The organism is Mycobacterium sp., assembly GCF_049683935.1.
In the GTDB taxonomy this organism is placed as follows: Bacteria; Actinomycetota; Actinomycetes; order Mycobacteriales; family Mycobacteriaceae; genus Mycobacterium.
The window spans coordinates 19819-32975 of sequence record NZ_JBAUJR010000089.1 but is presented as its reverse complement, the minus strand read 5'-3'; the positions used below and the strand labels follow the sequence as shown (position 1 = coordinate 32975).

Below are 13157 nucleotides of genomic sequence, written 5' to 3'. Positions count from 1 at the left end.
GCGCAGTACCGGCTGAGCAGCCAACGCTCCCCGGGCGCCACGCGCGTCGCGGTGTACACCGCGGACGATCCCGGGGGATTCGGGCCCGCACTGCAGATCGTCACCGACAACGCGACTATGCTGATGGATTCGGTCACCGTCCTGCTGCACCGCATCGGGGTTGCCTACAAGGCCATCATGAACCCGGTGTTCCGGGTGCGGCGCGGTTCGTCCGGTGAGCTCCTCGACATCGCACCGGCCTCCGATGCGACTTTCGGCGCCGGCGCCGACGAGACCTGGGTGCACATCCAGCTGTCCCGGTCGGTGGATCGGCGCGCGCTCGCCGAAGTCGAGCAGTTGCTGCCGCGGGTCCTGGCCGATGCGCGCCAGGTGGCGCTCGACTCGACCGCCATGGCCGCGATGCTGCGCAGTCTGGCCGCCGAACTCGACAGCGACACCGGCCGCCGTTTTCCCAGCCCGGACCGCAAGGACGTCGCCGCGCTGCTGCGCTGGCTGGCCGACGGGCATTTTGTCCTGCTGGGCTACCAGCGCTGCCCCGTGCGCGACGGGGACGCGACGGTGGACACGGCGAGTCGCCTCGGGGTGCTGCGGATGCGTCAGGATGTGCTGCCGCAGCTGACCACCAAAGACGACCTGTTGGCGTTGGCGCAGGCGACGATTCCGAGCTTCCTGCGTTACGGCGCATACCCGCAGATCGTGGTGGTCAGGGAAAAGACGGAAGCCGACGATTCGGCCGCGGTCGAGCACCGGTTCGTCGGCCTGTTCACGGTCGCGGCGATGAACGCCAACGTGCTGGAGATCCCGCTGATCTCCCGCCGGGTCAACGACGCGCTGGCGATGGCCCATCGCGATCCGAGCCATCCTGGGCAGCTGCTGCTCGACATCATCCAGACCATCCCGCGCTCGGAGCTGTTCGCGTTGAGCGCCAGGGCCCTGCTGGACATGGCGATGGCGGTGGTCGAACTGGGCTCGCGGCGCCGCGCGCTGCTGTTCATGCGGGCCGACCCGCTCGCCCACTTCGTCTCCTGCCTGGTGTATCTGCCCCGTGACCGCTACACCACCGCGGTGCGGCTGGAGATGCAGGACATCCTGGTGCGTGAACTCGGCGGAGTCAGCATCGACTATGCGGCCCGCGTCAGTGAGTCACCCTGGGCTGTGGTGCATTTCACCGTCCGACTGCCGGAGGACTACAGTCCGCAGTCGCTCGACGTGTCCGCGCCCAACGAAGCGCGCATCCAGGACCTGCTCACCGAGGCCGCCCGCACCTGGGCGGACCGGCTTCTCGGAGCCGTCAGGGACGGTTCGATCGACCAGGCCGCGGCCGAGCACTACGCCACCGCCTTCTCCGAGGTCTACAAGCAGGCGATCACGCCGTTGCACGCCCTCGAGGACATCGCGATCATCGAGGAGCTGGAAGACAATTCGGTCAAGCTGGTGCTGGCCGACAGCGACGAAACAGCCGAGACGGGCGTGTCGAACCTCGTCTGGTACCTCGGGGGACGCTCGGCGTCGCTGAGCCAGTTGCTGCCGATGCTGCAGTCCATGGGCGTGGTGGTGCTCGAGGAGCGCCCGTTCACGGTGACGCGCCCGGACGGCCTGCAGGTCTGGATCTACCAGTTCAAGGTCAAACCGCACCGCGGCATCCCCGAGGCGCCGCCGGGGCCGGAACGCGAGGCCACCGCGCAACGCTTCGCCGACGCCGTCACCGCGATCTGGCACGGTCAGGCCGAGATCGACCGCTTCAACGAACTCGTGCTGCGGGCCGGACTGACCTGGCAGCAGGTGATCATCCTGCGCGCCTACGCAAAGTACCTGCGCCAAGCCGGCTTTCCGTACAGCCAGTCCCACATCGGCACCGTCCTCAACGACAACGCCGGCACCGCGCGGTCGCTGGTCGCGCTGTTCGAAGCGCTCTTCTACCCCGCCGAGCAGACTGAGGGCGCCCCGAACCGCGATGCCCAGGCCGCCGTCGCCGCGGTGTCGGCCGATATCGACGCCCTGGTCAGTCTGGACACCGACCGGGTGCTGCGGGCGTTCGCGTCGATGATCCAGGCCACCCTGCGCACCAACTACTTCGTCACCGGGCAGTCTTCGGCCCGCGCGCAGAATGTGCTGTCGTTCAAGCTGAATCCACAACTGATCGACGAACTACCGCTACCGCGGCCGAAATTCGAGATCTTCGTGTACTCCCCGCGGGTCGAGGGGGTGCACCTGCGCTTCGGCTTCGTCGCCCGCGGTGGCCTGCGGTGGTCGGATCGGCGCGAGGACTTCCGCACCGAGATCCTGGGTCTGGTCAAGGCACAGGCGGTCAAGAACGCCGTCATCGTGCCCGTCGGCGCCAAGGGCGGCTTCGTGGTGAAGCAGCCACCCGCCCCCACCGGCGACCCGGCGGTCGACCGGGAGGCCACCCGCGAAGCCGGCGTCGCCTGCTACCGGCTGTTCATCGCCGGCCTGCTCGACGTCACCGACAACGTCGACATGGCCACCGGGGCCATCGTGACGCCGCAGGAGGTCGTCCGGCGCGACGGCGACGACGCCTACCTCGTGGTCGCTGCGGACAAGGGCACCGCGACGTTCTCCGACATCGCCAACGATGTCGCCAAGTCCTACGGCTTCTGGCTGGGAGATGCGTTCGCCTCGGGCGGGTCGGTCGGGTACGACCACAAGGCGATGGGCATCACCGCCAAGGGTGCGTGGGAGTCGGTCAAGCGGCACTTCCGGGAGATGGGGGTGGACACCCAATCCGAGGACTTCACCGTCGTCGGTGTCGGTGACATGAGCGGTGACGTGTTCGGCAACGGAATGCTGCTCTCGAAGCACATCCGACTGCTTGCCGCCTTCGACCATCGCCACATCTTCATCGACCCGAACCCGGACGCGGCGACGTCATGGCAGGAACGAAAGCGTCTCTTCGACCTGCCGCGCTCGAGCTGGGAAGACTACGACAGCTCGCTGATCAGCGCGGGCGGTGGGGTGTACAGCCGCCAGCAGAAGTCCATCCCGATCAGCTCAGAAGCCCGCGCGGTGCTCGGCATCGACGACGAGGTCTCGGACCTGACACCGCCGGCTCTGATGAAGGCGATCCTCAAGGCGCCGGCTGATCTGCTCTTCAACGGCGGCATCGGGACCTACGTCAAATCCGAGACCGAGGCGGACGCCGACGTCGGGGACCGAGCCAACGACGCCGTTCGGGTGAACGGGAACCAGTTGCGCGCCAAGGTGATCGGAGAAGGCGGCAACCTGGGTGTGACGTCGCTGGGACGCATCGAGTTCGACCTCATCGGCGGACGGGTCAATACCGACGCGATGGACAACTCCGCCGGAGTGGACTGCTCCGACCACGAGGTCAACATCAAGATCCTGATCGACTCGCTGGTCACGACCGGCAAGATCAAGGCCGACGACCGGACCGAATTGCTGTTGTCGATGACCGACGAGGTCGGCCGACTTGTGCTGGCCGACAACGAGAGTCAGAACGACCTGATGGGCACCAGTCGCGCGAACGCCGCGAGCCTGTTGTCGGTGCACTCCCGGATGATCAGGGAGTTCGTCGAGCATCGAGGGCTCAACCGCGAACTCGAGGCACTGCCGTCGGAGAAGGAGATCGGGCGGCGCACCGAAGCGGGTATCGGGCTGACGTCGCCGGAGCTGGCGACCCTGATGGCGCACGTCAAGCTGTTGCTCAAGGACGACCTCCTGTCCGGGGACCTGCCCGATCAGGAGGTGTTCGCCGCCAGGCTGCCGTGGTACTTCCCGTCGACCCTGCGTGAGCAGTTCAGCGGCGAGATCCGGGCACACCAGCTGCGCCGGGAGATCGTGGCCACCATGCTGGTCAACGACCTGGTCGACACCGCGGGCATCTCGTATGCCTTCCGCGTCACCGAGGACGTCGGGGTGGCACCGATCGACGCGGTGCGCAGCTTCGTCGCTGCCGACGCGATCTTCGGACTCGGCCGGGTGTGGCGCCAGATCCGCGAAGCGGGCGCGGCCGGGGTGTCGGTGGCCGTCACCGATCGGATGACCCTCGATCTGCGGCGGCTGATCGACCGCGCGACGCGGTGGCTGCTCAACTACCGGCCACAGCCGCTGGCGGTGGGTGCCGAGATCAACCGATTCGCCGACAAGGTCGCCGCGCTCACCCCGCGGATGCCCGAGTGGTTGCGCGGTGACGATGCGGCGATCGTCGCCAACGAGGCCGGAGATTTCACCTCACATGGTGTGCCGGAGGATCTGGCCTACTCGGTCGCCACCGGCCTCTATCAGTTCAGCCTTCTCGACGTGATCGACATCGCCGACATCGTCGACCGGGACGCCGCCGAAGTGGCCGACACCTATTTTGCGCTGATGGACCACCTCGGTACCGACGGACTGCTCACCGCGGTGTCGCGGCTGTCGCGGGACGATCGCTGGCATTCGTTGGCGCGCCTGGCGATTCGTGACGACATCTACGGGTCGCTGCGGGCGCTGTGCTTCGACGTGCTCGCCGCCGGTGAGCCCGATGAGAACGGCCAGGAGAAGATCGCCGAGTGGGAGCTGACCAACAGTTCCCGTGTCAGCCGGGCGCGCCGCACGTTGACCGAACTGTACGAAAGCGGCGAGCACGATCTGGCGACGCTGTCGGTGGCGGCACGCCAGATCCGCAGCATGACGAGGACGAGTGGAACTGGATCGACCGGGTGACGGACCACAACGGGTTCACCGCGCCGGTCCATGTGCGCTGGTCGGATATCGACATGTACCAGCACATCAATCACGCGACGATGGTGACGATCCTCGAAGAGGCCCGGATTCCCTTCCTCCGTGAGCCGTTCGGTGCGGAGATCACGACGATCGGGCTGCTGATCGCCGAGGTGAACATCGCCTACAAGGCCCAGCTGCGGCTGGTCGATTCACCGCTGCAGGTCACGATGTGGTCGAAGCGGGTGCGGGCGGTGGACTTCACGGTGGGCTACGAGGTGCGTTCGGTAGGTGCGCCGCCGGATTCCAAACCCGCGGTCGTCGCCGACACGCAGCTGGCCGCGGTCCACATCGAGGAGCAACGGCTGCAACGACTTTCGGTCGCGCAGCAAGAGTATCTCCGCCGCTGGACACGATGAGTGCTTCCGAGCGCGGTCTGTGGCTCGATGACATCGCCCACCGCGACGACCTGTCGCTGTTCACCGAGCGGGCGAAGCGCCTGGACGAGGCAGCCGTCGTGCGGTTGCGTGAACGACCGGACGGGACGATCGTCGCGTGGGTCGCCACCGGATTCGATGTGCTGGCCAGCAGGGTGGTCAGAGGCCGGGTCCGGCCCGCCGATCTGTGCGCGGGTGCCGACTCGCTTCTGGCCGGTCTGTCGGCGATGGCACCGGACGGATACGTCGACCCCGGTTTCGGCATGGATTCCGCCTGGGGCAGTGCCCTGCCTCCGGACACCGGGTTCGTGCATCTCGACGATGTTCCGGCCCGGGAGGTGCTGGATCTGGCGCAGCGGGGACTCAGCCTGGCCAAGGAGCATTCCAGCGCGCACGGCCCGCCCGCCTCGCTGCTGGAGCAGGAGGTCGTCGCCGTCAGCGCGGCAGGCGACAGCGTGGGCATCCCGATGCGGTGTGTGTTCGCCTTGACCGCGATGGGGTTCCTGTCGCAATCGCAGGGCGGCGACGACTTCGCGCCCGAATCGGTGAGCGTCGACGAAGTGGTGCGGGTGCGGACCCTGCCGGCGTGGCTGCGGATCGACGCGCGGTTCGGCACCGTCTACCGCCGACGTGGCGACCCCGCGGTGGTCCTGCGCTGACCGGCGCGTTCACCCGCCGGAATGCAGTTCCGGCAGAGAGCAGCGGCCTCAGAACGGCGCGTTGACCATCGACTGGGCGGCCATCTCCAGATAGCCGATCAGTTCTTGGCGATGGGCGTCGTCAAGCGTCTGTGAGTCGATTTCGGCCACGGCGGTGTGCATGCAACGCAGCCACGCGTCGCGCTCGAGATAGCCGATCCGGAACGGCGCATGACGCATCCGCAGCCGCGGGTGGCCACGCTGGTCGGAGTAGGTGCGCGGACCGCCCCAATACTGCTCGAGGAACATCCGCAGCCGCTCCTCGGCGCCGTCGAGGTCGTCCTCGGGATAGAGCGGACGCAGGATCTCGTCGTCGCGCACCAACTCGTAGAACCGCCCCACAAGGGTGCGGAACGTCGCGTGACCGCCCACCGCGTCGTAGAACGACTGCTGCTTGTCGATTGAATCCTCTGGCACACCCATCACCGTCCATTGTGGGCCATCGCGGCCACCGGCCCTGCACGCGGACGGACCGGCAGTCGATGTACGAGTGATGAACTCCTGTTCCGGTTCGCATATTGGCTACGCTGCGCTTTCCGCCGCCGCCGAGCGCCGCACAGGTCGACGGTCACCCGATGTTCACCGACTGACCAGCGAACACGTCGAGAATTGCCGTGCGATCTGGGGTGATCCATGGTGGACTGTCCGACGGAGGACGTATGGCGCAGCGCAAGAACGGTCGCGGCCACCGGCACCGGTCCGCAACGGGCTCATCAGGGCCGACAGCGAGTACTGCCACGCGCGCGCTGCACAGCGTCGTCCAGGGTGTCGAATCCCACTCCGCGGTGCCGCCGGAGGCGTCCATCTGGGGCCGCAGGCGCGTGCTACTGCTCAACTCGACCTACGAACCGCTGACCGCACTGCCGATGCGTCGCGCGGTGGTCATGCTGATGTGCGGCAAAGCCGACGTGGTGCACGATGACCCTCAGGGGCCGGTGGTGCACTCGGCGACCCGGACCGTCGTCGTCCCGTCGGTGATTCGGCTGAGGACGTTCGTCCGGGTGCCGTACCGGGCGCGCGTCCCGATGACGAGGGCGGCGCTGATGCACCGCGACAGGTTCCGCTGCGCGTACTGCGGGGCCAAGGCCGACACCATCGACCACGTCATTCCCCGCAGCCGAGGCGGCGCCCACTCCTGGGAGAACTGCGTCGCCGCCTGCTCGGCGTGCAATCACCGCAAGGCCGATCGCTTGCTGACCGAACTGGGCTGGGCTCTGCACACGACGCCGCTTCCTCCCAAGGGGCAGCACTGGCGATTGCTGTCGAGCATCAAGGAACTCGACCCTGCCTGGGTCAGATATCTGGGTGAGGGCGCGGCCTGACCGGGCCGTGGGTTACGGTTTCGGTGTGAACTCCGTACTGATTCACGCCAGCTTCGTGCTGGTACCGCTGGCGTTAGCGTTGTTTCTGTCCTTGTTCATCTTCACCAAGAAGGGACCGCACCCCGCGACCTTCGACATGGCGGAGAAATGGACGCATGAGCCGATCCTCTGGGCCTCGGAAGAACCTGCCGATCACGGCCATGGCGGACACGGCTCGCACCTGACCGTGGGAGGTGGCGCAAGTGGCAAGTGGTGAAGTCGCAACCGTTGGTTCGGGCGCGCTGGCCGAACTGCCCTACGGCTATGCCGTCACCTCCAGCGGGCGGATCTCGGGTGTCACCGAGCCGGGTGAGCTGTCGGTGCACTATCCGTTCCCGAAGATGGACCTGGTGGTCCTCGACAACGCGCTGAAGTTCGGTTCGCGCGCTGCCAAGGCCCGCTTCGCCGTCTACGTCGGCGACCTCGGCGCAGACACCGCTGCCACTGCGCGGGAACTGCTTGCCAAGGTGCCGACACCCGACAACGCGGTGCTGCTGGCCGTTTCGCCGGACCAGAAGGCCATCGAGGTGGTCTATGGGTCGGAGGTCAAGGGTCGCGGCATCGAGGAGTCCGCTCCGCTCGGAGTGTCCGCGGCGGCTGCGTCCTTCAAAGAAGGCAACCTGATCGACGGGTTGATCAGCGGCGTGCGGGTGCTCGCCGCAGGCGTGTCGCCGCGCTGACCTTCTGCACGTAGGTAGCGCCGCGTTTCCCCGCGGAATAGCGTTCCGGGTCGTGATTCGTAATCGATCACGACCGTGGTTTCACGTTGGGCGACGGCTGCCCAGGACGTCTACGGACGCTGGGTCAGCCGGCGTCGAACTCCCGTGCCTGCAGCGCACGTTCGACGCCGGCCCGTCCCTCGAGCACCAACCTGCGCAGCGCCGGCGGCACCTCGGAGTCCGCGAGGAACTCATCAGCGGCGTCCAGCCCCGCCTGGCTGATGTCCCACGACGGGTACAGCCCGATGACCACCGTCTGCGCGACCTCGCTCGAACGTCGTTCCCACACCCCGGAGATGGCACTGAAGTACCGATCCCGGAACGCCGCGAGCAGCTCGCCTTGGCCGGGCCGCACGAAGCCGCCGATGATCGAGCGCGCGGTGATGTTCGCCAGCGTGTCGTCCTCGACGACCTGTTGCCACGCCGCCTCCTTGACCGAATCCTGCGGTCGTGCCGCCGCTGCGGCGGCGGCCGCACGTCGTCCTGCGGCGGTGCGGTCGTTCTCCGCCTCGGCGTCGATGAAGGGTGTCGCCAGGCCGTCGGCATCGAGGTTTCCGCTGGCAGCCAGCGCGGTGACGATGCGCCAGCGCAGGTCGGTGTCGATGACCAGGCCCGCCATGTTGACCGCTGCGGGTTCGTTGTCCAGCAGCGTCGACAGCACCGCCACATGGTTCGGTGAGAGCACCGAGGTGCATAGCGCGTTGACGAATGCCAGCTGGTGGTCCGATCCCGGCGCCGCTTCTCGCGCCAGGTCCAGCAGCGCATCTCCGAATGCCGGCCAGCCGTTCTCGGACGCCCAGCCGGGATCGGCGTAGGAGCCCAGCGCGGTCTGCGCCTGCAGCACCAGGCGTTGTGCCACGCCCACTTCGGACTCGGCGTGCAGACCGCTCATCACCAGCGCGACAAAGTCGCGGGCGCGCAGTTCGGCGTCGCGGGTCATCTCCCACGCCGCGGACCACGCCAGGGTGCGGGGGAGCGGTTCGGCGATGTCGGCGATGCGGGTCAACACCGTCTGCAGCGAATCGGGATCCAACCGCAGCGAGCAGTAGGTGAGGTCGTCGTCGTTGACGAGGATCAGCTTTCCGCGTGAGATTCCCTGCAGCGCAGGCACTTCGGTCGTCGATCCATCGACGTCGAGTTCTTCGCGATGTACCCGCACCAACTTGCCGGATTGGTCGTCGTCGTCGTAGATGCCGACAGCCAACCGGTGGACCCGGGTCTCGTCTGCACCCGGTTTGGCGCCGCCCTGGTCGATGGCGAACCGGGTGAAGGTTCCGTCGCCGGCGACGTCGAAGTCCGGCCGCAGTGTGTTCAGGCCGGTGGTCTTGAGCCACTGCAGCCCCCAGCCGGACAGGTCACGGCCCGAGGACTTCTCCAGGGCGCCGAGCAGATCGCCGAAGGTGGCGTTGCCGAAGGCGTGGTCGCGGAAGTAGTCGCGCAGACCGGCGAGGAACGCCTCGAGGCCGACATAGGCCACCAACTGCTTGAGAACGCTGGCGCCTTTGGCGTAGGTGATGCCGTCGAAGTTCACCTCGACGGCGTGCAGGTCGGGGATGTCGGCGGCGACGGGATGAGTGGACGGCAGCTGATCCTGCCGGTACGCCCATGACTTCTCGACGTTGGCGAAGGTCGTCCATGCCTGCGTGTACTCGGTGGCCTCGGCCTGGCACAGCACCGAGGCGAACGTCGCGAAGGACTCGTTGAGCCACAGGTCGTCCCACCACTGCATCGTGACCAGGTCGCCGAACCACATGTGCGCCATCTCGTGCAGCACCGTCTCGGCGCGACGTTCGTAGGACGCCCGGGTCACCTTCGACCGGAAGACGTAGTCCTCGAGGAACGTCACGGCTCCGGCGTTCTCCATCGCGCCGGCATTGAATTCCGGGACGAACAGCTGGTCGTACTTGCCGAAGGCGTAGGGGTGGCCGAAGTTGTTGTGGTAAAAGGCGAATCCCTGCTTGGTTTCGGTGAAGAGCCGGTCGGAGTCCATGTACTCGGCCAGCGACTCACGGCAGAAGATCCCCAGCGGGATGTCGCCGTGGTCGTCGGAGTACACGTCGTCCCAGCGCGCGTACGGTCCGGCGATCAACGCGACCAGGTAGGTGCTCATCCGAGGGGTGGACTTGAACGTGTGCCGCTTGGTCTCACCCACCTGCTGGGCGCTGACGGTGGCGCCGTTGGAGATGACCTCCCAGTGCTCGGGCGCGGTGACGGTGATGTCGAACGCAGCCTTCAGGTCCGGCTGGTCGAAGCAGGCGAACATCCTTTTGGCGTCCGCGGTTTCGAACTGCGAATACAGATACACCTCGTCGTCGACGGGGTCGACGAAGCGGTGCAGACCCTCGCCGGTGTTCGAGTAGCTGCAGTCCGCGTCGACGACCAACACGTTGCGTGCCGCTAGACCGGTCAGCGGGATGCCGGTGGATTCGTCATATCCCGACACGTCGATCTCGACCCCGTTGAGGGTGGCGCTGCGCACCTTGGCGGCGGCCAGGTCGATATAGGTGTCGGCGCCGGTGAGCGCATCGAACTCGACGGTCGTCAGCGAGCGGAACGTCTGTTCACCGGGCTTGCCGTTGCCGTCCGTGAGGTTCAACGCGATGTGGTAGCTGTCAACGGTGACGAGTGCGGCGCGCTCGGCAGCCTGGTCGCGGGTCAGATTAGGAAGGGCCACGCTCGTCAACACTAGCCTCACCGGGAAGACGGCACCGGCCTCGGTGGTTGTCACCAAGGACGTCTGTCACAGGTTCGAGGAGAGGAACGTTATGTCCGGGAAGTCTCGCGCCGATTTCTGGTTCGACCCGCTGTGCCCGTGGTGCTGGATCACCTCGCGCTGGATACTCGAAGTCGAGAAGGTCCGCGACGTCGAGGTCAGCTTCCACGTGATGAGTCTGGCGGTGCTCAACGAGGGCAGGGACCTGCCTGAGGAGTACCTGGAGATGATGAAGAAGGCCTGGGGTCCGGTACGGGTCGCGATCGCCGCCGAGCAGGCCAAAGGTGCAGAGATCCTCGGGCCGCTGTACACGGCGATGGGCACCCGGATCCACAACAACGACGTCAAAGACTTCGATGTGGTCATCAAGGAGTCCCTCGAAGAGGTCGGACTGCCCGCGGAACTGGCCGAGGCGGCGAACTCCGAGTTCTACGACCAGGCGCTGCGTGAGAGCCACCATGCCGGGATGGACGCGGTCGGGGAGGATGTCGGCACCCCGACAATCCACGTCAACGGGGTGGCGTTCTTCGGCCCGGTGCTCTCCCGGATCCCGCGCGGTGAGGATGCGGGCAAGCTGTGGGACGCCTCGGTGATCTTCGCGTCCTATCCGCACTTCTGGGAACTCAAGCGGACCCGGACCGAGGCGCCCACCTTCGACTAGGTTCGGGTTCTTTGTCGGATTCCTGCTCGCCGGGGCCGCATACTTGGCTCTGTGTCGCTCGAAGATCGCCGCCGAGACGCAATGAAATCGCCGCTGGAGATGCTCGACGTTGCTGTCGAGGAGGCGCGAAAAGGGTTGTCCGAAGGGGGTATCCCGATCGGGGCGGCACTGTTCTCCGTCGACGGATCGCTGCTGGGTAGCGGGCACAACCGGCGCGTGCAGTTCGACGACCCGTCGATTCACGCCGAGACCGACGCGTTCCGCAACGCGGGGCGCCAGCGCGGCTACCGCTCGACGATCATGGTGACCACACTCTCGCCCTGTTGGTACTGCAGCGGGCTGGTTCGGCAGTTCAACATCGGCGCCGTGGTCATCGGCGAGAGTCAGACCTTCACCGGCGGACACGACTGGCTGGCCGAGAACGGGGTGTCGGTCACACTTCTCGAGGACCAGCGATGCGTGACGATGATGCGCGAGTTCATCGCGGCCAATCCGGACCTGTGGGCGGAGGACATCGGTGAATAGGGTCGGCTGACGGCCGCTCACGCAGTCGGGGGCAAATGTAGGGTGTCCGCATGCGCGTCTACCTCGGGGCCGACCACGCCGGTTTAGAGCTGAAACAGGCCATCATCGAGCACCTGAAGGCCGCCGGGCACGAACCCGTCGACTGCGGTGCCTTCAGCTACGACGCCGAAGACGACTATCCGGCGTTCTGCATCGCCGCCGCTGAGAAGACCGTCGCCGATCCGGGCAGCCTGGGCATCGTGCTCGGCGGCTCCGGCAACGGTGAACAGATCGCGGCGAACAAGGTGCCCGGCGCCCGCTGCGCACTGGCGTGGAGCACCGAGACCGCGTCGCTGGCCCGCGAGCACAACAACGCACAGGTGGTCGGGATCGGTGGCCGCATGCACACCACCGAGGAGGCGCTGGCGATCGTCGACGCCTTCCTGGCCGCCACGTGGTCGGAAGCACCGCGCCACCAGCGCCGGATCGACATCCTCGCCGAGTACGAGCGCACCCACGTCGCACCGCCGGTGCCCGGCGCCTAGACATGCCCGAGGGGCACACGCTGCACCGGCTCGCCCGCCAGCATCAGCGTCGGTTCGGCCGTGCGCCGGTGTTCGTGTCGAGTCCGCAGGGGCGGTTCGAAGCCGGCGCCGCCATGGTGAGCGGACGGGTCCTGAAGAAGGCGACCGCCTGGGGCAAGCACCTGTTCCACCACTACGAGGGCGGCCGCGTCGTGCACGTGCACCTCGGGCTGTACGGAAAATTCACCGAAAAGGCGGTTCCGCTGCCGTTGCCGGTAGGCCAGGTCCGGATGCGGATGCTCGGCTCCGAGTACGGCACGGATCTGCGCGGCCCGACGGTCTGCGAGGTGCTCGAGGAGCCCGAGATCGCCGACGTGATCGCCAAGCTCGGGCCCGATCCGCTGCGTCCGGATGCCGATCCGGGCCTGGCATGGCGACGAATTACCAAGTCCCGCAGAACCATCGGCGCACTACTCATGGACCAGACCGTCATGGCGGGAGTGGGCAACGTCTACCGCAGCGAGCTTCTCTATCGCCACCGCATCGACCCGTTCCGGCCGGGCACCGCCATCACCGCTGACGAGTTCGATGCGATGTGGACCGATCTTGTCACGTTGATGAAGGTCGGTGTGCGGCGGGGAAAGATCATCACCATCCGTCCCGAGGACGACCACGGGACACCGTCCTACGGGCGGGGCCGTCCGCGAACCTACGTCTACCGGCGCGCGAGCGAACCGTGCCGGGTGTGTGGGACCGCGATCCGCACCACCGTGCTCGAGGGGCGAAACCTGTTCTGGTGCCCCACCTGTCAGACCTGACCGGCGTTCAGGCTGCGCTGCCGGCGGGCGATCGTGCGTGAGATA

12 protein-coding genes are annotated in these 13157 nt (G+C 67.0%); 10 read left to right on the top strand and 2 right to left on the bottom strand.

Annotated elements, in window-relative coordinates:
- The 3 genes from WA965_RS05045 to WA965_RS05035 form a co-directional block, all read left to right on the top strand.
- The coding region (locus tag WA965_RS05045) for an NAD-glutamate dehydrogenase (protein ID WP_526447177.1) at positions 1-4680 on the top strand (4680 nt) is incomplete at its 5' end.
- Positions 4677-5096, top strand: a complete 420-nt coding sequence (locus WA965_RS05040) for an acyl-CoA thioesterase (RefSeq protein WP_526294109.1) — start codon at positions 4677-4679, stop codon at positions 5094-5096. The genes WA965_RS05045 and WA965_RS05040, both read left to right, overlap by 4 nt.
- Positions 5093-5773 (top strand): DUF8010 domain-containing protein, encoded by a 681-nt coding sequence (locus WA965_RS05035; RefSeq protein ID WP_526294108.1) that lies wholly within the window; start codon positions 5093-5095, stop codon positions 5771-5773. The genes WA965_RS05040 and WA965_RS05035 overlap by 4 nt, the downstream gene beginning before the upstream one ends.
- A 48-nt stretch (positions 5774-5821) precedes the next feature.
- Here the strand turns inward: WA965_RS05035 and WA965_RS05030 are convergent, their stop codons facing one another.
- Entirely contained in the window at positions 5822-6214 is a 393-nt protein-coding gene (locus WA965_RS05030) for a globin (protein WP_526294126.1), read from the bottom strand.
- 257 nt (positions 6215-6471) lie between these two features.
- Here WA965_RS05030 and WA965_RS05025 point away from each other — a divergent pair, with 257 nt between their 5' ends.
- Genes WA965_RS05025 through WA965_RS05015 form a run of 3 tightly spaced genes read left to right on the top strand, consistent with a single transcriptional unit; the run spans position 6472 to position 7853 of the window.
- Positions 6472-7134 (top strand): HNH endonuclease signature motif containing protein, encoded by a 663-nt coding sequence (locus WA965_RS05025; RefSeq protein ID WP_526294107.1) that lies wholly within the window; start codon positions 6472-6474, stop codon positions 7132-7134.
- 25 nt (positions 7135-7159) lie between these two features.
- A complete protein-coding gene (gene ctaJ, locus WA965_RS05020; RefSeq protein WP_347133239.1) occupies positions 7160-7390 on the top strand; it encodes an aa3-type cytochrome oxidase subunit CtaJ in 231 nt (76 codons plus the stop codon).
- On the top strand, positions 7377-7853 hold the full coding sequence (locus tag WA965_RS05015; RefSeq protein WP_178356971.1) for a DUF5130 family protein: 477 nt from the start codon (positions 7377-7379) through the stop codon (positions 7851-7853). The genes ctaJ and WA965_RS05015 overlap by 14 nt, the downstream gene beginning before the upstream one ends.
- Positions 7854-7977: 124 nt before the next feature.
- Here WA965_RS05015 and pepN read toward each other — a convergent pair whose 3' ends face one another.
- Entirely contained in the window at positions 7978-10566 is a 2589-nt protein-coding gene (gene pepN / locus WA965_RS05010) for an aminopeptidase N (RefSeq protein WP_526294106.1), read from the bottom strand.
- A gap of 91 nt (positions 10567-10657) precedes the next feature.
- Between pepN and WA965_RS05005 the strand changes: the two genes are divergently transcribed.
- The 4 genes from WA965_RS05005 to WA965_RS04990 all read left to right on the top strand — a co-directional run bounded on the left by WA965_RS05005 (position 10658) and on the right by WA965_RS04990 (position 13112).
- A complete protein-coding gene (locus tag WA965_RS05005) occupies positions 10658-11266 on the top strand; it encodes a mycothiol-dependent nitroreductase Rv2466c family protein (protein ID WP_526294105.1) in 609 nt (202 codons plus the stop codon).
- Positions 11267-11347: 81 nt separating this feature from the next.
- Positions 11348-11791: a nucleoside deaminase gene (locus tag WA965_RS05000; RefSeq protein ID WP_526294104.1), complete on the top strand. Its 444-nt coding sequence runs from the start codon at positions 11348-11350 to the stop codon at positions 11789-11791.
- Positions 11792-11841: 50 nt separating this feature from the next.
- Positions 11842-12315 carry a ribose-5-phosphate isomerase gene (locus tag WA965_RS04995; protein WP_526294103.1) on the top strand — a complete coding sequence of 158 codons (474 nt, stop codon included), beginning with the start codon at positions 11842-11844 and terminating at the stop codon, positions 12313-12315.
- Positions 12316-12317: 2 nt separating this feature from the next.
- Positions 12318-13112: an Fpg/Nei family DNA glycosylase gene (locus WA965_RS04990; RefSeq protein WP_526294102.1), complete on the top strand. Its 795-nt coding sequence runs from the start codon at positions 12318-12320 to the stop codon at positions 13110-13112.
- Positions 13113-13157 lie beyond the last annotated feature (45 nt).

Bases quoted from the DNA above. Each gene is read 5' to 3' on its own strand.
- WA965_RS05035 (WP_526294108.1), top strand. From the start codon at position 5,093: ATGAGTGCTTCCGAGCGCGGTCTGTGGCTCGATGACATCGCCCACCGC.
- WA965_RS05025 (WP_526294107.1), top strand. From the start codon at position 6,472: ATGGCGCAGCGCAAGAACGGTCGCGGCCACCGGCACCGGTCCGCAACG.
- WA965_RS05005 (WP_526294105.1), top strand. From the start codon at position 10,658: ATGTCCGGGAAGTCTCGCGCCGATTTCTGGTTCGACCCGCTGTGCCCG.
- WA965_RS05000 (WP_526294104.1), top strand. From the start codon at position 11,348: ATGAAATCGCCGCTGGAGATGCTCGACGTTGCTGTCGAGGAGGCGCGA.
- WA965_RS04995 (WP_526294103.1), top strand. From the start codon at position 11,842: ATGCGCGTCTACCTCGGGGCCGACCACGCCGGTTTAGAGCTGAAACAG.
- WA965_RS04990 (WP_526294102.1), top strand. From the start codon at position 12,318: ATGCCCGAGGGGCACACGCTGCACCGGCTCGCCCGCCAGCATCAGCGT.